Source organism: Arthrobacter koreensis, assembly GCF_035792275.1.
Classification (GTDB): domain Bacteria; phylum Actinomycetota; class Actinomycetes; order Actinomycetales; family Micrococcaceae; genus Arthrobacter_B; species Arthrobacter_B koreensis_A.
Genome location: NZ_JAMWKK010000011.1, coordinates 101949 through 119769, shown reverse-complemented (window position 1 = coordinate 119769; position 17821 = coordinate 101949). Strand labels below are relative to the sequence as shown.

Sequence of the window (17821 nt, the reverse complement as noted above, 5' to 3'; positions counted from 1 at the left end):
CTCCCTTCCGGGGCGGCCGGCCTTTTTGTGCTGCAGTAACTAGTGCGTGTCCACGGCTTCGACTTCAGTGTGGTCCCCGCTCCACAGCGTGTGGAAGGTGCCTTCGGCGTCGACCCGGTTGTAGGTGTGAGCGCCAAAGAGGTCGCGCAGGCCCTGGGTCAGGGCGGCCGGGAGGCGCTTGCGGCGCAGGCCGTCGTAGTAGGCCAGCGACGAGGAGAAGACCGGTACGGGGATCCCCAGCTGAACTGCCACGGAGACAACCCGGCGCCAGGCCGGCAGTGCCTGGGCGATGGACTCGGCAAAGGCCGGGGCCAGCAGCAGGTTGGCCGGGGCCTTTCCGTCCGCGTAGGCCTTCATGATGTCGTCCAGCAGTTCGGCCCGGATGATGCAGCCGGCACGCCACAGTGAGGCGATCTCATCCAGCTTCAGGTCCCAGCCGTAGGTCTTGGCGGCGCCGGTGAGCATGTCCATGCCCTGGGCGTAGCTGACCAGCTTCGAGGCGTAGAGGGCCTGCCGCACGTCTTCCACGAAGGTCTCGGGAATTTCGACGGCGGTTTCTCCGCCGGCCAGGATGCCCTGGGCTTCTTCCCGCTGGCCGCGCTGGGAGGAAAGCGCGCGGGCGAAGACAGATTCGGCGATCGCGGAGACCGGCGAACCCAGGTCCAGGCCCGAGACGACGGTCCAGCGTCCGGTTCCCTTTTGACCGGCGGAATCCACAACGACGTCGACGAACGGCTTGCCGGTCTTCGCGTCGGTGTGGGCGAGGACCTCGGCAGTGATTTCGATCAGGAAGGAGCTCAGCTGGCCCTTGTTCCATTCGGTGAAGATCTCTGCCTGCTCGGCCGGTTCGATTCCGGCAGCGGAGCGCAGCAGGTCGTAGGCCTCGCCGATGACCTGCATGTCGGCGTATTCGATGCCGTTGTGGACCATCTTCACGAAGTGTCCGGCACCGTCGGTTCCGACCCAGGTGCAGCAGGGTTCGCCGTTGTACTTGGCGGAGATTTTCTCGAGCATCGGGCCGAGCGAGTCGTAGGACTCACGCGAGCCGCCGGGCATGATGGACGGACCCAGGAGCGCCCCTTCCTCACCGCCGGAAACACCGACGCCAACGAAGTGGAGGTCCTTCTCGGCCAGCGCGGCTTCGCGGCGGCGGGTGTCCTCATAGTGCGAGTTGCCGGCGTCGATAACAATGTCGCCCGCTTCAAGCAGCGGCACGAGCTGGTCGATGACCGAGTCCACGGGTGCCCCGGCCTTGACCATGATCAGCACGCGGCGCGGCTTCTCCAGAGAGTCTACGAGCTCCTGCAGTGACTCCGTCCGGATGAAGTCGCCTTCGTCGCCGTGCGCGGAGAGGAGCGCATCCGTCTTCTCCACTGACCGGTTGTGCAGGGCCACCGTGTAACCGTTCCGGGCCAGGTTCCGGGCCAGGTTCGCTCCCATGACGGCCAGGCCGGTCACGCCTATTTGTGCGCTCAAGTTCACTCCAAGGATTCTTCGGGTGCCGCATCTTGCAGCACGGTCTCGGCGCATCAATGGCGCCGTCTTCAGCCTCCAGCCTATTCTCCTAACCGGACTGCCGCCACACACGCCCCTGCGACGGCGGACACGTTCGGTTTGCGGCCGGCCTAGACCCCTTCCACGGCCTGAAGCCGTCCGGACCGCACCGCCTTTTCAAAGGCCTCGAAGTCCCGTTCGTTCTGGTCTGCATAGCGGGCGCTGAAGTCACAGACTGCGGAGTCGAATTTCCCGCTTTTTCCCAGGTAGGCTCCGATGGCCACCGGGTCCCCCGATCTGGCGTGGGCCCGGGCCAGGGCCCAGCCGCACACGCGCGCATAGAGCTCCATGCCGAAAGGAGTCATGCTTTCAACCACGGCTGAACCTTTCATGTCCCTTAGCTGGCGCCAATAGAGAAAACGGTTCTCCTGCATTCCCGGTGTCCAGCCCAGGAAGATGTCGCTCGCCGCCTGCATCATCCGCTGGCCCTGAACCACGCGTTTGCCGGGCTGGCGGTACGCACTCCTGGGCAGGTGGCCTTCCAGCACCGACCGGCGGGCTTCCTTGAGCTGCAGGAAAAGGGGATCTGACGCATCACGGCCCTGCAGCAGCGCGATAAAGGCACGCGTTCCCACGCTGCCAACACCCACGACTTTCCGGGCAACGTCCACGATTTCGTAGCGCTCCAGCAGCTGCTGCCTGTCCTCCTGCAGGGTCTGCCGGTAGGAACGGAATTGTTCATGGACGGTTTCCTGCAGCTGGTCTGCCGAAATGCCAAAGACACCGCCGAATTCCCGGGCCGGAATCAGTACCGGCGGAGTACTGATGATCCGGTACCGGCCCTCAACGTGCTCCGTCAGTTTGGACAAGGCCTGCAGGCTGTCCCGGGCGCGGGCTTTACGGGCAGCTTTCTCTGCGGTCCGCCGGGCACGTTTCGCGGCCTTTTTCTGCTCCTTTCCCCTGCTGGTGTCAACGGCAACGGCGAGCGCGGACATTATGTCCTCTTCGTCGAGGCGCGCGTACCAGACCTCCAGCGTGCCCATTTCCGCGAAGCCGCGCATTGCCTCGCGGTAGGAAGATACCGAGGCCAAGGTGATCGACTGGACGTCTGCCGAGGCGAAGGCGTTGTTCCTGGCTGCCACGGTGAAGCTCGCGGCCAGCCGCAGCACGTCATATTCGAAGGGACCGGGCAGGGTTTCGTCAAAGTCGTTGATGTCGAACAGCAGTGTGCGCTCCGGAGAGGCGAAAACGCCGAAATTGGACAGGTGCGCGTCGCCGCAGAGCTGGGTGTTCAGTCCGGACCGCGGAGTGTCGCGGAGGTCGGCGGCCATGATTGCCGCGGTGCCGCGGTAGAACGTGAACGGCGAGGCCAGCATCCTGCCGTGGCGCACCGGAACCAGGTCCGCATCGCGGGTCGTGTTCTGTTCTTCAATGAGCGCGACGGGGTCGGGGCGGCCCTGGGCGGGACGCCATCCCGCGTGTTCCGCAAGCGGTGTCCGGGTTCGTCGGTCCCTGCCTGCCGCAGACCGTTCCTCCACAGCCAGGTGCCGAACTTTTCTTCTGTCCACGGCAGTCGACCTCCCGGAGCGGAATGCGGTGACAAGCGGCCGGGCCCTGTGTCAGTCTCAGTGACACAGACCACTTCCACAGATTATCTGACATCACGCTTCCGGGACGTCCCCATCTTCTTCTTTTGGCATCTGCCGGAGACCCCCGCACGGAAGGAAGACAGATGACCGCGCTTCTGCTCGGAGCCGTCGTGCTGATAGCAGTCAGCGTCTTCTCCGGCCCTCTCAGCCGCCGCGGAATCACCTCCGCCATGGCCTTTGTGTTAGCCGGGATTCTTATCGGTTTCCTGACGGGCGGATCCCCCGGTCTGTCGCTGGAGACATCCGCCGTCCACCGGGTGGCTGAACTGGCCCTGGTCTTCCTCCTTTTCACTGACGCGGCCCATCTCGATCTTTCCGTTCTGCGCCGCAGTCTCGGGTGGCCCGGGAGGCTGCTGGCGGCCGGACTTCCCATGACCCTCCTGCTTGGCTTTGGGGCAGCGCTGCTGCTTTTCCCGAACCTGTCACCGGCCAGCGCCTTTCTCCTCTCCGCTATGCTCTGCGCCACCGATGCCGCCCTTGGACACCGCGTAGTGGAGGATCCTGCGGTTCCGGCACCCGTGCGCCAGGCCCTGAATGTTGAAAGCGGACTCAATGACGGCATCGCAGTGCCGTTCTTCCTGGTGTCCCTGGACATCTCCCTGTCAACGCTGGAAGGCAGTGTTCCATCCGCAGTCGCTGCTGCGGTCGCCGAGCAGATCGGTTTCGGCCTGCTCGCCGGGCTGGTGGTGGGCGCCGGGGGCGGGTATCTGCTGCGCGCTGCCGCCTGCCGGGACTGGGTGGGAGCCGAGTGGCGCCAGCCATGCACGCTCGCCGTGGCGCTGGGAGCGTATTCGGCAGCCGTTTCCCTCGGCGGCAGCGCGTTTCTGGCGGCGTTCGTGGCGGGCATGGCATTCCGCCGGGCCGGTCACGCCGGGATGGACGACACCATGGGTTTCACCGCCGAAACCGGGAACATCCTGGCTGCAGCAACCTGGCTCATCTTCGGTGCCGTTGCTGTCCCGGCCGCTTTCCCGCACATCACCTGGCAGGTCCTCGTCTACGCGGTGCTAAGCCTCACGGCAGTTCGCATGCTGCCGGTCGCCGCAGCAATGACCGGCAGCGGTGCCCCCTGGCAGACCAGGGCGTTCATGGGGTGGTTTGGACCCCGGGGGCTGGCGTCAGTGGTCTTCGCGCTGCTGGCTTATGAACGGGGCACGCCGGCTGCCGTGACGCTGCTTACGACGGTAGTCGCCACCGTAGGGCTGAGCGTGTTCGCCCACGGACTCTCCGCCAGGCCGCTGGTCGCGCTGTACCACCGCTGGTCCAGGCCGGCACCCGGCGGCAGCAGGTGAGCCCCACGCCTATCCGGCGGCGCCCAGTTCCCAGCGGTTCACGATTGCCGCGGCGCCTTCCAGCACGGAGATGCCCTCGTCCAGGGAGTCGGTGCCTGCGGTAAGCACAACGATGCTGTACTCCGCACCGCCTCCGACTACGAAACCCGAACTGCCCACGTTCCAGGCCAGGAAGTCGTCCTGCAGCCACCCGTTCTTCAACCCCACCTGGGCCACGGGGTTCAGGATGCCGGCGCTGATTCCCCATGCCTGTTCGGGGACAACGCTTTCCAGCAGGCCCGCTGCGTAGTCCTGGAGGCCTTCACGGATCCAGTCGACGCCACGAGCAACGGCTGTGGCGATCCTCAGCTGGTCTTCGGAAGTGGTCTCGTTGGCTCCCCAGACTTCGCCTGCTTCCGTGCCGGTGACTCCCAGCAGGCCATATGTCCGCTGGAGCTCTTCAGCTCCGCCGACCAGCGCGTAGAGCTCGTCCGTTGCGGCGTTGTCGCTCTGGCAGATCATGAGCTCAGCGAGCTGCTCTTCTTCTGGCGTAAGCTCCCGTTCCTCCTCCGTTGCCTGGCGGAGCAGGGTCAGCAGGATCGGGACCTTGACCAGGCTTGCTTCGAGATACCGGCCTTCCGGGTGATAGGACCAGGCCCGGTTCGAGCCGTACTCGTAGATCGCTACTGAAAAGTCGACGCCGGTCTCCGCCGCATAGCGGTCGAGTTCGGTGCGCAGCGCCAGCTCCGGTTCGGAACTGGCCGACGGCGTTGCCTGGCTGCCGGGAACCGTGACTGTCTGCGGTGCCGGTTCACCGGTGCAGCCGGTGACGGCCGCGGCCACCAGGCCCGCGCTGAGGAGGCAGGCAGCCGCGGGTTTCAGGAAATCAGTGCGCAAATCTTGTATCTTTCAGGTGCTGTCGGTCGGCGGCGTGCTGGCCACGCCATTTCAGTGTTACCACTGGAATCTTGGATTCGGATGTGCGTGCCCTGTCCATCGACCCGGCGCTCCACCCCCGTCCGGCTACCGGGCGCGGTTTTCCGCCCCGGGCACGAAAAAACCCGCCTGCGGTGTTCCGAAGGCGGGTTTTGCCGGTGGGTCCTACCGGGATCGAACCGATGACATCCACGGTGTAAACGTGGCGCTCTACCAGCTGAGCTAAAGACCCAAAGTGACCCGTTATGCCAGCTGGGATATTCCCGGCCAGCGCCGCATCACGAGGAATTACATTACCGGATCACCGGCCCTATCACCTAATCGCGGTGCCGGCCGGCATGCCCGTGCTGCGGGAACGGATCGGGCAGCGTCCGTGCCAGGTACTGCAGCGCAGTACCCACCCCCATGTCGATTTTCAGGTCTGCCAGGTCGTCACCCCGTGTCTGTCCGCGGTTTATGATCACGACCGGCTTGCCTTCCTTCGCCGCATGGCGGACGAAGCGGAGTCCGCTCATCACCGTCAGGGAAGAACCCGCAACCAGCAGCGCGCCGGCGTCGTCCACCGCCGCGTAGGCGAGCCGGACGCGTTCCTTGGGGACGTTTTCCCCGAAGTACACAAAGTCCGGTTTCAGCATTCCTTCACAGACCGGGCAGTCGGCGACGGTGAAGTCTGCGGTGTCGGTGATCTCGGCGTCGGCGTCCGGAGCAATGTCCCCGTCTCCGGCCACCCGCTCCAGGAACCCGGGGTTGAGCTTCTCCAGCAGCCGGGCAATGCCTTCCCGGGTGTAGACCGCACCACACGAGAGGCAGAGCACCCGGTCGAACCGTCCATGCAGGTCAATGACCCTGATGCTTCCCGCGTCGCTGTGCAGGCGGTCCACGTTCTGGGTGATGACCCCGGTGAGCAGTCCGCGCTCCTCCAGATGCACGACGGCCTCGTGTCCCGCATTGGGCACGGCGTGGCGCAGGTGGTGCCAGCCCACATGGTTGCGCGCCCAGTAGCGCTGGCGCAGTACCGGATCGCCGACGAACTGCTGGTAAGTCATGGGGTTCCGGGGCGGCGCGTCCGGGCCGCGGTAGTCGGGGATTCCCGAGTCGGTGCTCAGGCCGGCGCCGGTCAGCAGCGCCACCTTCCGGCCGGCCAGCAGCTCCACGGCCCTATCCAGGCGGCGGCGTTCGGCATCGCTGGGATCCGCGGAGGCATCCGCGGCCTCCCGGGTGACGAATCCCGTAAGCCCCGTTCCCGGGGGCACAGGCTGGGTCATGTCAGTTCCGTTCTCCGGCGGCCAGCGCCGAGAGTGCCGCCAGGTAATCCTCGGCACGGCGGGGCTCGTCCGCGCTTGACCGCAGGACCTGCCGGACGGTGCCGGACGCATCGAGGACGAAGCTGGCCCGCAGCGCCATGCCGCGGCTTTCATCGAAAACACCGTAGCGGCTCGCTGCTTCACCGTGCGGCCAGAAATCCGACAGGAGGTCGAACTCCCATCCCTTCTCCAGCGCCCAGGCCCGCAGCGAATATTTCGGGTCGCAGGATATGGCGAGCAGGCGCGCACCGGCGGCTTTGAAGTGGGGCTGAAGACCGGCAAGCTCTTCAAGTTCACCCGAGCAGACCCGGGAAAACGCGAACGGATAGAACATCAGCACGGCCGGGGCACCCGCAAGATCCGCAGACCGCACGGTTTCGCCGTACTGGTTGGGCAGCTCAAAAACCGGAGCCGGATCCCCAATGCCGGGGATCCCGGCTGCAGGCATCAAGGCCGGTTACTTCTTTCGGCGGCTGACCAGGCGCGTAGCAGCCCAGTCCCGGCTGACGCCAGGTGACGTCGTTACGTGCAGGCCGGCGGTGGGTGCTGCTTCTTCAATGTCGGCCGGCGGGACATAGCCCTCACGGCCGGACTTGGGAGTCAGGACCCAGACAACGCCACCGTCGTCGAGCGTTGTCAGGGAATCAACCAGCGCATCGACCAGATCGCCGTCATCCGCACGCCACCACAGGACGACGCCGTCAACAACCTCGTGGTCGTCCTCGGTGAGGAGCTCGCCGCCGGACAGGTCTTCGAGGTCCTCACGGAGATCAAAGTCCACGTCTTCGTCGTAGCCGAATTCCTGAATCAGGTCGCCGTCTTTGAAACCCATTCTTTCCGCCACGTTCTTCTCTGTGACGGCATCGGCCTCGCTCACTTCACTCCTCCTGGTTGACTGCATAAATACAAGGGAATCACATCTTGGCCAGAACTGCCCTTTTCCTGACTCAAGGGAACACCTTTAACCGGCAAGCTTCAAGGGTTCCCTGTTCACCGGCGGAGCTTCCCCGGTGAAGGCTACGCAAGCCGCGGCGGCCGGTCTACAGTGGCTAAAAGGACACGCACGGCGGTTCGCGCGGCGCGTAAGTCCCCGGCATCCGGCCGACCGCGGAGACGTCCGGCAGGCACAAGAGCCCCCGCAGCGGCAGGTCCCAGGCACCATCTGTGCATAGGAGAATTTCGTGGCCGCAGAAGACAGAACGGATATCCTCAGCGGGCTCACCGGCCAGCTGCCCGACTCCGATCCGGAAGAAACCGCCGAGTGGATCCAGTCCCTCGATGACCTGGTCAAGACCGAAGGCACCGAACGGGCGCAGTTCATCATGCGTTCCCTGCTCCAGCGCGCAGGTGCGCATTCGGTCGGCGTGCCCATGGTCACCACTACCGACTACGTCAACACGATTCCGGTGGACCAGGAACCTGAGTTCCCCGGAGATGAAGAGATTGAGCGCCGCTTCCGTGCCTGGATGAGATGGAACGCAGCGATCATGGTGCACCGCGCGCAGCGCCCGGGCATCGGCGTCGGCGGCCACATTTCGACGTTTGCCGGCGCGGCCACCCTCTATGAGGTAGGTATGAACCATTTCTTCCGCGGCAAGGACTATCCCGGGCGCGGCGACCAGGTGTACTTCCAGGGCCACGCGGCCCCGGGTATGTACGCCCGGGCCTTCCTGGAAGGACGGCTGACGGAAGAAGACCTCGACGGCTTCCGGCAGGAGAAATCCCGCGAGGGCCACGGGCTCTCCTCTTATCCTCACCCCCGGAACATGCCGGACTTCTGGGAGTTTCCTACGGTCTCAATGGGCATCGGTCCCATGAACGCGATCTACCAGGCGCAGCTGAACCGGTACCTGGACAACCGCGGGTTCAAGGACACTTCCCAGCAGCATGTCTGGGCATTCCTGGGTGACGGCGAAATGGACGAGCCGGAATCGCGCGGTCTGCTGCACGTGGCGGCCAATGACAAGCTGGACAACCTAACCTTCGTGGTGAACGCAAACCTGCAGCGACTGGACGGTCCGGTGCGCGGCAACGGCAAGATCGTCCAGGAACTCGAGGCTTTCTTCCGCGGCGCCGGTTGGAACGTCATCAAGGTGCTGTGGGGCAGGGAATGGGATCCGCTGCTGGCTGCCGACGACGACGGCGCGCTGGTGGAGATCATGAACTCCACGGTCGACGGCGACTACCAGACCTACAAAGCCGAATCCGGCGGTTTTATCCGCGACCACTTCTTCGGGAAGAGCCCGCAGACCAAGGCCATGGTGTCCGGGCTTTCCGATGACGACATCTGGAACCTCAAGCGCGGCGGGCACGATTACCGCAAGGTTTACGCCGCGTACAAGGCAGCCCTGGAGTTCAAGGGCAAGCCAACGGTCATCCTGGCGCACACGGTGAAGGGCTACGGCCTTGGACCGCACTTCGAGGCCCGCAATGCCACGCACCAGATGAAGAAGCTCACCCTCGATGACCTCAAACTTTTCCGCGACCACCTGCGCATCCCCATCACGGACGAGCAGCTCGAAGCGGACCCGTACCAGCCTCCGTACTACAACCCGGGCCCCCAGGCGCCGGAGATCCGGTACATGCTGGACCGGCGGAAGGAACTCGGCGGTTTCCTCCCTGAGCGCCGCTCGGACTTCAAGCCGATCCACCTGCCCGGGGAGAAATCCTATGAGGTGGCCAACCGCGGTTCAGGCAAGCAGCTGGCGGCCACCACCATGGCGTTTGTCCGCCTGCTCAAGGACCTGATGCGGGACAAGGAATTCGGTATGCGGATTGTGCCGATCATCCCGGACGAGGCCCGCACGTTCGGGATGGACTCGTTCTTCCCGACGGCCAAGATTTACAACCCGCAGGGGCAGAACTACCTTTCCGTGGACCGGGACCTCGTCCTGGCCTACAAGGAGTCCCCACAGGGCCAGATTGTGCACGTGGGCATCAACGAAGCCGGTTCCATCGCAGCGTTCACCGCGGCCGGCACGGCCTACGCCACACAGGGCGTGCCGCTGATTCCGGTGTACGTCTTCTACTCCATGTTCGGTTTCCAGCGCACGGGGGATTTCATCTGGGCGGCTGCCGACCAGCTGGCACGCGGCTTCATGGTTTCGGCCACTGCCGGCCGCACCACGCTGACCGGTGAAGGCCTGCAGCACGCGGACGGGCACTCCCCGGTCCTGGCCTCTACCAACCCCGCGGTGAAGACCTACGACCCGGCCTACGGGTACGAGATTGGACATATCGTGCGGCATGGCCTGGAGGAAATGTACGGGCCGGACTCCAAGGACCCCAACCTGATCTACAACATCATGGCTTACAACGAGCCGATCCTTCAGCCGAAGGCACCGGAGGAACTGGATGTGGAGGGCGTCATCAAGGGCATTTATCTGCTCTCTTCTGCCTCCATCGACGGCCCGCGGGCGCAGCTGCTGGCATCCGGCGTCGCAGTTCCGTGGGCCATGGAAGCCCAGCGCCTCCTGGCAGATGACTGGAACGTCTCCGCCGACGTGTGGTCCGTGACCAGCTGGAACGAACTGCGACGCGACGGCCTGGCCGCTGAGGAGGAAGCTTTCCTGCACCCGGACGCCGAGCCCCGGGTGCCGTTCGTGACCCAGCAGATGGCCGGCGCCACCGGACCCGTGGTTGCCTCCACCGACTACATGAAGGCTGTTCCCGACCAGATCCGCCAGTTCCTGCCCAACGAGTTCGCGTCCCTGGGCGCGGACGGGTTCGGGTTTGCCGACACCCGCGCGGCAGCCCGGAGGTTCTTCAAGATCGACAGCCATTCGATGGTTGTCCGGACCCTGGAGATGCTGGCACGGCGCGGAGAGGTCGATTCGCCGGCCCCGCGGGACGCGATCAGCCGCTACCACCTGCTGGATGTCACCAAGGGAACCAGCGGCAACGCCGGCGGGGATGCCTAGCGGCGTTCCCGGGCCCGGCGGGTAACTCCCGGCACGCCCTAGATACCGTTCTCGGCGACGAGGTCAATGTGCGCCTGCATCGCCTGCGAGGCTGCCTGAAATGTCTCACACACGTTCCGTGCTGCTGGGCCAGGGCGCCGGAGGCGGTGTCCTAGCAGTCTCCGCCCTCGCCGAGCATGGGATCGTGGACCGCATCGTTGCAGAATTCCCTGACGCTGCGCTCGAAGGGCCTGCATTCTGCCGCCGGCTGGCGGAGTCTGTGGAATATGAGCTGAGCGCTCTCTCTGGGCAGGACGCAGGCACCCGGCTGCACAGCCGCACCGAAAAGTTCCGCACACTGGGGTCTGCGCTCTGACCCCTGCGCTCTTTCAGCCAAGTTGTAGCCTTCACACAAAATGGAGGTTGCGTGCCGAAGGCCGTAAGCTTCGAGGATGCCAGTGACCCGCTCGACTGAACAAGCCGCTGCGGCACCGGAAAACGGTGCCGACCCGATCATCCTGGAACGGCTGAAAGCGAATATCGGCAAGCTGTCCACTGCCACGCTGAAGCAGCTGGATGTCTCGCTGCCCTGGTACCGGGGACTGCGCCCTGACGAGCGTTCAGCCCTGGGCATGGTGGCGCAGAAGGGCATTGCCTCCTTCGTCAACTGGTACGAGCGGCCGGCTTCCCCGGCCTGGGTGCTCAGCGATGTGTTTGGCACCGCCCCCACCGAGCTGACCCGTGCCATCAGCCTGCAAAAAGCACTGGCCCTGATCCGGGTCGTGGTGCAGGTGGTGGAGGACCGGGTGCCTGAACTGGCCGCAGGTTCGGTCCAGGGACCGCTGCGCGAGGCCGTGCTGCGGTACTCCCGAGAAGTGGCTTTCGCCGCGGCGGATGTCTACGCGCGCGCTGCTGAGACCCGGGGCGCCTGGGATACCCGGCTCGAGGCCCTGGTGGTCGATGCCATCCTCCGCGGCGAAAGCTCGGACGCCCTGCGTTCGCGCATCGCCGCCGTCGGCTGGACCTCCACCGCAGGCGTGACCGTGATCGTGGGGAGTTCCCCGGCCGATCCCAGTCCGTCCTTCGTCAACGAACTCCGCCGGGTGGCCGGACGGCTCGCTGAGGACACCCTGGTGGGCATCCAGGGCGACCGGCTGATCCTGGTACTGGGCGGCATGAGCGAAAAGTCAGGAGCGCTGGGCCGGCTGGCTGACCTGTTCGGTGCGGGACCTGTTGTCTACGGGCCGCCCGCTGACTCCCTCGTGGATGCAGGTCCTTCCGCCCAGGCTGCTTTCGCCGGCCTCACTGCAGCCCGTGCCTGGCCGGCCGCCCCGCGCCCGGTGGCCGCGGACGATCTGTGGCCGGAACGGGTGATGTCCGGTGACGATTCGGCCCGCAAAGCGCTGGTGCGCAGCATTTACCGGCCCCTGCTGGCTGCCTCCAACGGACTGGCAGAGACACTCTCCGCCTACCTCTCCCTGGGCCACTCGCTGGAAGCCACGGCCCGGGAACTGTTCGTCCACGCGAACACCGTCCGGTACCGGCTCCGGCGCGTCTGCGACATCACCGGCTGGGATCCGATGCTTCCCCGGGAGGCTTTCGTCCTGCAGACCGCACTGGTGGTCGGCAGGCTCTCACCGGCCGGGAAAGCAGTCCCCGAACGGCCGGCCACACGGTCCTGAACCCTCCGGATGCCCGCTTGCTCCCCTCTTGCACCGGAGGGATGCCCTTGTAGACTTCCTACAACGCCCCCGGGTGAGCTTGGTTCACCCAAACACCCGGTAATCCACTCCCTCTTTGGAAAGCTTGTTACGTGCTTGCAATCGTCTGCCCCGGCCAGGGGTCACAAACACCAGGTTTCCTCGCTCCGTGGCTGGAACTGCCCGGAGTGCGGGAGCACCTCGAAGCGCTGTCCGACACTGCGGGGCTTGACCTCGTAGCGCACGGCACGGTCTCTGATGAGGAGACCATCAAGGACACGGCCGTCGCCCAGCCGCTGATCGTCGCTGCGGGACTAGTAGCAGCGCGGCAGCTGCTGGACACCGATGCGCTGACCGCAGCCACCGTCGTCGCCGGCCACTCCGTTGGCGAGATCACCGCCTCCGCAGTTGCCGGGGCGCTAAGCGAGGACGACGCACTCGCCTTTGTCCGCGAACGCGCCAATGCGATGGCCCGCGCAGCGGCCCAGGTTCCCACCGGCATGAGCGCCGTGCTCGGCGGCGACCCGGACGACGTCGCCCGGGTCCTGGAGAGCTTCGGACTCACGGCAGCCAACGCCAACGGCGGCGGCCAGGTTGTGGCAGCGGGCACGCTGGCGCAGCTGGAACAGCTTTCCGCCAATCCGCCGGCCAAAGCGAGGGTCATTCCGCTGAAGGTTGCGGGCGCCTTCCACACGAAGCACATGGAGCCCGCGCTCAGTGTGCTGGAGGCACTCCGGCCATCCCTCTCCCCCGCCGAGCCCCTGCCCACCCTCCTCTCAAACTACGACGGCGCCGCCGTGGTGAGCGGGGAAGCCAACCTTGACAGCCTGATCGCCCAGGTCTCCCGCCCCGTGCGCTGGGACGCGTGCATGGAAACCATGACAACCATGGGCGTCACCGGCATACTGGAGCTTCCTCCGGCAGGCACCCTGACCGGACTGGCCAAGCGGGGAATGCGCGGTGTTCCCTCGCTGGCCCTGAAGTCCCCCGAAGACCTCGCCGCTGCCCGTGCCTTCGTGGCCGAGCATTCCGGCGCGGCAGCAGTTACAACCCAAGAAGGTAATGCGTGAGCACGCCCACCCTGAAGCAAACACCCGTCCACGAGTTCAGCCGGATCCACGGCCTGGGCGCTTTCCGCCCCGACGTAATCGTCAGCAATGACGACGTGTGCCAGTGGATCGATTCCTCCGACGAGTGGATCCGCCAGCGCACGGGCATCGTCACCCGGCACCGGGCCGACAAGGGTACCTCCGTGGTGGACATGGCCGAGCTGGCCGGACGGGACGCACTGGCCAAGGCAGGCATCGAGGGCGCCGAACTGGACGCCGTCATCGTCTCCACCGTGACCCACCCCTTCGCCACACCCTCGGCCGCGGCCCAGGTCGCGGACCGCCTCGGGGCCACGCCCGCCCCCGCCTACGACGTTTCGGCTGCCTGCGCCGGGTACTGCTACGGCATTGCCCAAGCCGACGCCCTGGTGCGCTCCGGCGCCGCAAAGTACGTGCTGGTCGTCGGCGTGGAAAAGCTCTCTGACTTCATCGACAACACCGAGCGCACGATCTCCTTCCTGCTCGGGGACGGCGCAGGCGCCGTCGTCGTCGGTCCTTCCGACACCCCCGGCATTGGTCCCTCGGTCTGGGGATCGGACGGCAGCAAGTCCGGCGCGATTGGCATGACGCATTCGATGCTCGAAATCCGTGAACTCTCACTGGCCGCCGAAGCTGACGGTGAGCTGCCTGCTTCCGTGCTGGCCGAGCGCGAGACCAAGCTCTGGCCCACCCTTCGCCAGGACGGCCAGACCGTCTTCCGCTGGGCCGTCTGGGAAATGGCCAAGGCCGCCCAGCAGGCCCTGGATGCAGCGGGGATCACCGCCGATGACCTCTCTGCCTTCGTGCCGCACCAGGCCAACATGCGCATCATCGATGAGCTGGCCAAGCAGCTGAAGCTCCCTGAGTCGGTTGTCATTGCCCGGGACATCGCCGATGCCGGCAACACCTCGGCTGCCTCCATTCCGCTGGCCACGCACCGCCTGCTCAGCGAGCACCCCGAACTCAGCGGGAAGCTCTCGCTGCAGATTGGGTTCGGCGCCGGCCTGGTTTACGGCGCGCAGGTAGTAGTCCTCCCCTAGTTTGCAAGACCACACCGCCTGAGGCGGTTGGAAAACCCCTACCGGTCCAGCACCGGTACCAACGAAAAAAGGAGCCCCCATGGCTAGCAACGAAGAAATCCTGGCCGGTCTCGCAGAGATCGTGAACGAGGAAACCGGCCTGGCCCCCGAGGCCGTTGAGCTGGACAAGTCCTTCACGGATGACCTGGACATCGATTCCATCTCGATGATGACCATCGTGGTCAACGCCGAGGAAAAGTTCGGCGTTCGCATCCCCGACGAAGAGGTCAAGAACCTCAAGACCGTTGGCGACGCCGTCGACTTCATCTCCAACGCCCAGGCGTAGTTCGTGAAGGGCGGCCGCTTTGGCGGCCGCCCTTTTCAGTACCACCCGCTGCACCAGCAACCAGGTGCGCCCCCAAACTTTCCGAGAGAGTGAATCATGGCCCGCAAAGTAGTCATTACCGGCCTCGGCGCAACCACGCCGATCGGCGGAGATGTCCCGACCATGTGGAAGAACGCCCTGGTGGGCGTCTCCGGTGCCCGCACCCTGGAAGACGACTGGGTCGAGAAGTACTCACTTCCGGTCACCTTCGCCGCGCGTGTCTCCACGCCGGCCACCGAAGTCCTCTCCCGGGTCGAAGCCAAGCGGATGGACCCTTCCACACAGTTCGCCGTCGTTGCTTCCCGTGAAGCATGGGCAGACTCCGGCCTGGACGAGGCAGATATCGACCACGACCGGCTGGCCGTTTCCTTTGCAACCGGCATCGGCGGCGTGTGGACCCTGCTTGATGCCTGGGACACTCTGCGGGAGAAGGGCCCCCGGCGTGTGCTGCCCATGACGGTTCCCATGCTGATGCCCAACGGCCCGGCAGCTGCCGTAAGCCTTGACCTGGGCGCCCGTGCCGGTGCCCACACTCCCGTGTCAGCCTGTGCGTCGGGCACGGAGTCATTGCACCAGGGGCTGGAGCTGATCCGCTCCGGCAAGGCAGACGTAGTAGTCTGCGGCGGCGCTGAAGCCGCCATCCACCCCATGCCGCTGGCGTCCTTCGCTTCAATGCAGGCTCTCTCCCGGCGCAATGACGACCCCGAGCGCGCATCCCGGCCCTATGACAAGGACCGCGACGGGTTCGTTATGGGTGAGGGCGCAGGCGCCCTCGTCCTCGAGGCCGAAGAGCACGCGCTGGCCCGCGGCGCGCGCATTTACGCCGAGCTCGCCGGCACGGCCGTCACTGCCGACGCCTACCACATCACTGCTCCGGACCCTGAGGGCCTGGGCGCCACCCGTGCGCTCAAGGCCGCTATGTATGATGCGCGTGCCCACGCCGAGGACGTGGTCCACGTTAACGCCCACGCAACTTCCACCCCGGTCGGAGACAAGCCGGAATACACCGCGCTGAAGTCCGCCCTCGGTTCGCACGTGGACAACGTGGCGGTTTCGGCCACCAAGTCCCAGACGGGGCATCTCCTTGGTGCCTCCGGTGCGGTCGAAGCCGTGATGACTGCCATGGCCGTGTACTCGCGGCAGGCCCCTGCCACAATCAACCTGGACAACCAGGATCCCGAGATCCCGCTGGATGTGGTGACTACTGCGCGTGATCTGCCCGCCGGTGACATCGTGGCGCTGAACAACTCGTTCGGCTTCGGCGGCCACAATGCCGTCGTGGCGCTGCGCAGCCACTAAGGTCCTCAGACAAGACAAACAGAAGGCCGGGTTCCCTGATCGGAACCCGGCCTTCTGTGCTGCGGAGGGTGTTTCGGCGGCTGGTCTGGTCAGCCAACCTGGTGGAGCCAGCGCACGGGTGCACCGTCTGCGGCGTGGCGGAAGGGCTCGAGTTCATCGTCCCAGGCTTCGCCGAGTGCCAGCGAGAGTTCGTGGTAGACGGCTGCCGGGTCACCTGCACCGTTTTCATAGGCGTACCGGATCCGGTCCTCGGAGACCATGATGTTGCCGTGGACATCGGTGGTGGCGTGGAAGATGCCAAGCTCGGGAGTGTGGGACCAGCGGCTGCCGTCGGCACCTGCGCTGGGTTCCTCAGTGACTTCATAGCGCAGATGGGCCCAGCCGCGCAGGGCGGAGGCAAGCAGCGACCCCGTGCCCTGGGGGCCGGCCCAGGCAAGCTCGGTTCGGACCATGCCCGGGGCTGCGGGCTGCGGGGTCCACTCAAAATCCGTGCGCTTCTCAACGACCGATTCGATGGCCCATTCGATATGAGGGCACAACGCAGAAGGGGCTGAGTGCACGAACAATACGCCGTGCGCCATCACAACAGTCATTCCATCCTCCGTAGCTGTAGGTGCGTCTTCCCCAACGACCTGCATGGACGGGATGGTTCCTGAAGTTCGAAGCCCTAAACTCTCGCGGCAGGCATGCTTTTTCGCTGCCGGCGTGAGACCTAGCATCATTGTGCCGCATGTTACGCAATTACGCCAATGAAACTACTTGGTTGTAAGTGATTTTTTCGCGGCCCTCAGGGACGGCGGCGGCGGCTCAGGCCCGGGGATGGGCCTGCTGGTAGCTCCGGCGGAGCCGGTCCACGGAGACATGGGTATACAGCTGGGTGGTGGCAAGACTGCTGTGTCCCAGGAGTTCCTGGACGCTGCGCAGGTCTGCGCCTCCGTCCAGGAGGTGGGTGGCAGCACTGTGCCGAAGAGCGTGCGGCCCGCTGGCGGAGGTATCCCCAAGTGCCTCGAAGAGGGCAGCTGTCACGCCACGGACCTGTCGCTGGTCAATCCGGCCGCCTCGCCGGCCCAGAAACAGGGCGGGGCCGCTGGTTTCGCGGACTAGAGCAGGCCGGCCACGGCGCAGCCAGTCATCTACTGCGAGGGCCGCCGGAAGTCCGTAGGGAACGGTCCTTTCCTTGTTGCCTTTGCCGATCACGCGCAGGGTGCGCCGGTCCTGGTCCAGGTCATCCACGTCCAGCCCGGCCAGCTCCCCCACCCGGATGCCGGTGGCGTACAGCAGTTCCATTAAGGCACGATCCCGCAGCGCCAGTACGTCCCCGTCTGCCGCGGCTTCGGCGAGGGTGTTGAAGAGTGCTTCGATCTGGGCTGGGCGAAGGACGCCGGGCAGGGTCTTGGTACGCTTGGGCGCTTTAAGCCGCAGCGCTGGGTCGGTTGGGATCAGTTCCTCGCGCAGGGCCCAGCCGGTGAATGAACGCGCGGTGGCAGCCCGGCGGGCAATCGTGGCCCGCGCAAGTCCGCTGTCGCTGAGTTTGCCGAGCCAGCTGCGCAGGACGGAAAGGTCGATGTCGGCGAGTGTGCCCAGTCCCAGTCCTGCGGCGTAGTCCAGCAGCCCGGCTACGTCCCCTTCGTAGGCCCGCACCGTGTGCTCCGAGCGTCCGCGTTCGAAGGCCAGGTAGCTGCAGAAACCCTCGAGTGCCCGGACGTACGCCTCCGGACGGACGCTCGGCGCGCCGTTCCGGCTGTCCGGTGCCTTTGCATTGCTGGAGTTGCCCACT

16 protein-coding genes and 1 tRNA gene are annotated in these 17821 nt (G+C 65.6%); 8 read left to right on the top strand and 9 right to left on the bottom strand.

Annotation, left to right across the window (positions count from 1 at the left end):
• Positions 1-39: 39 nt before the first annotated feature.
• Together gndA and NGB94_RS12050 are read right to left on the bottom strand one after the other, a co-directional pair.
• Positions 40-1476: an NADP-dependent phosphogluconate dehydrogenase gene (gene gndA / locus NGB94_RS12055; RefSeq protein ID WP_325790884.1), complete on the bottom strand. Its 1437-nt coding sequence runs from the start codon at positions 1474-1476 to the stop codon at positions 40-42.
• A gap of 149 nt (positions 1477-1625) precedes the next feature.
• Positions 1626-3062: a DUF2252 domain-containing protein gene (locus tag NGB94_RS12050; protein ID WP_325790883.1), complete on the bottom strand. Its 1437-nt coding sequence runs from the start codon at positions 3060-3062 to the stop codon at positions 1626-1628.
• Between the two features lie 164 nt (positions 3063-3226).
• On the opposite strand from NGB94_RS12050, the gene NGB94_RS12045 reads away from it, so the two are divergent.
• On the top strand, positions 3227-4435 hold the full coding sequence (locus NGB94_RS12045; RefSeq protein ID WP_325790882.1) for a cation:proton antiporter: 1209 nt from the start codon (positions 3227-3229) through the stop codon (positions 4433-4435).
• 9 nt (positions 4436-4444) lie between these two features.
• On the opposite strand, the gene NGB94_RS12040 is transcribed toward NGB94_RS12045, so the two are convergent.
• From NGB94_RS12040 to NGB94_RS12020, 5 genes are all read right to left on the bottom strand, one after another.
• On the bottom strand, positions 4445-5311 hold the full coding sequence (locus NGB94_RS12040; RefSeq protein ID WP_325790881.1) for a serine hydrolase: 867 nt from the start codon (positions 5309-5311) through the stop codon (positions 4445-4447).
• A 198-nt stretch (positions 5312-5509) separates the two neighbouring features.
• Positions 5510-5582: transfer RNA gene (locus NGB94_RS12035), tRNA-Val, on the bottom strand.
• An 85-nt stretch (positions 5583-5667) separates the two neighbouring features.
• Positions 5668-6615 (bottom strand): NAD-dependent protein deacetylase, encoded by a 948-nt coding sequence (locus NGB94_RS12030; RefSeq protein WP_325790880.1) that lies wholly within the window; start codon positions 6613-6615, stop codon positions 5668-5670.
• A gap of 1 nt (position 6616) precedes the next feature.
• Positions 6617-7102: a peroxiredoxin gene (locus tag NGB94_RS12025; RefSeq protein WP_325790879.1), complete on the bottom strand. Its 486-nt coding sequence runs from the start codon at positions 7100-7102 to the stop codon at positions 6617-6619.
• Positions 7103-7111: 9 nt separating this feature from the next.
• Positions 7112-7531: a DUF3052 domain-containing protein gene (locus NGB94_RS12020; protein WP_152227474.1), complete on the bottom strand. Its 420-nt coding sequence runs from the start codon at positions 7529-7531 to the stop codon at positions 7112-7114.
• 304 nt (positions 7532-7835) lie between these two features.
• On the opposite strand from NGB94_RS12020, the gene aceE reads away from it, so the two are divergent.
• The 7 genes from aceE (at position 7836) to fabF (ending at position 16044) form a co-directional block, all read left to right on the top strand.
• Complete coding sequence (aceE, locus tag NGB94_RS12015; protein WP_325790878.1) at positions 7836-10574, top strand: pyruvate dehydrogenase (acetyl-transferring), homodimeric type; 2739 nt, start codon at positions 7836-7838, stop codon at positions 10572-10574.
• A 100-nt stretch (positions 10575-10674) separates the two neighbouring features.
• Positions 10675-10929: a hypothetical protein gene (locus tag NGB94_RS12010; RefSeq protein WP_325790877.1), complete on the top strand. Its 255-nt coding sequence runs from the start codon at positions 10675-10677 to the stop codon at positions 10927-10929.
• Positions 10930-11005: 76 nt separating this feature from the next.
• Positions 11006-12235, top strand: coding sequence for a PucR family transcriptional regulator (locus tag NGB94_RS12005; protein WP_418910649.1), 1230 nt, complete (start codon positions 11006-11008; stop codon positions 12233-12235).
• A 131-nt stretch (positions 12236-12366) separates the two neighbouring features.
• A complete protein-coding gene (locus tag NGB94_RS12000) occupies positions 12367-13323 on the top strand; it encodes an ACP S-malonyltransferase (protein ID WP_325790875.1) in 957 nt (318 codons plus the stop codon).
• Positions 13320-14381, top strand: a complete 1062-nt coding sequence (locus tag NGB94_RS11995) for a beta-ketoacyl-ACP synthase III (RefSeq protein ID WP_325790874.1) — start codon at positions 13320-13322, stop codon at positions 14379-14381. Before NGB94_RS12000 ends, NGB94_RS11995 begins: the two co-directional genes overlap by 4 nt.
• Before the next feature lie 79 nt (positions 14382-14460).
• On the top strand, positions 14461-14706 hold the full coding sequence (locus NGB94_RS11990) for an acyl carrier protein (protein WP_055240832.1): 246 nt from the start codon (positions 14461-14463) through the stop codon (positions 14704-14706).
• Positions 14707-14802: 96 nt separating this feature from the next.
• A complete protein-coding gene (gene fabF, locus NGB94_RS11985; RefSeq protein WP_325790872.1) occupies positions 14803-16044 on the top strand; it encodes a beta-ketoacyl-ACP synthase II in 1242 nt (413 codons plus the stop codon).
• Positions 16045-16133: 89 nt separating this feature from the next.
• Here fabF and NGB94_RS11980 read toward each other — a convergent pair whose 3' ends face one another.
• Entirely contained in the window at positions 16134-16637 is a 504-nt protein-coding gene (locus tag NGB94_RS11980; RefSeq protein ID WP_325790870.1) for a DUF3145 domain-containing protein, read from the bottom strand.
• Between the two features lie 214 nt (positions 16638-16851).
• Positions 16852-17820 carry a tyrosine recombinase XerC gene (locus tag NGB94_RS11975; RefSeq protein ID WP_325790869.1) on the bottom strand — a complete coding sequence of 323 codons (969 nt, stop codon included), beginning with the start codon at positions 17818-17820 and terminating at the stop codon, positions 16852-16854.
• Between the last annotated feature and the right edge of the window lies 1 nt (position 17821).

Coding starts and splice junctions, on each gene's coding strand:
- NGB94_RS12030 (WP_325790880.1), bottom strand. CDS start 6,615: ATGACCCAGCCTGTGCCCCCGGGAACGGGGCTTACGGGATTCGTCACC.
- NGB94_RS11990 (WP_055240832.1), top strand. CDS start 14,461: ATGGCTAGCAACGAAGAAATCCTGGCCGGTCTCGCAGAGATCGTGAAC.
- NGB94_RS12025 (WP_325790879.1), bottom strand. CDS start 7,102: ATGCCTGCAGCCGGGATCCCCGGCATTGGGGATCCGGCTCCGGTTTTT.
- NGB94_RS12010 (WP_325790877.1), top strand. CDS start 10,675: ATGTCTCACACACGTTCCGTGCTGCTGGGCCAGGGCGCCGGAGGCGGT.
- NGB94_RS11980 (WP_325790870.1), bottom strand. CDS start 16,637: ATGACTGTTGTGATGGCGCACGGCGTATTGTTCGTGCACTCAGCCCCT.
- NGB94_RS12005 (WP_418910649.1), top strand. CDS start 11,006: ATGCCAGTGACCCGCTCGACTGAACAAGCCGCTGCGGCACCGGAAAAC.
- fabF (WP_325790872.1), top strand. CDS start 14,803: ATGGCCCGCAAAGTAGTCATTACCGGCCTCGGCGCAACCACGCCGATC.
- NGB94_RS12045 (WP_325790882.1), top strand. CDS start 3,227: ATGACCGCGCTTCTGCTCGGAGCCGTCGTGCTGATAGCAGTCAGCGTC.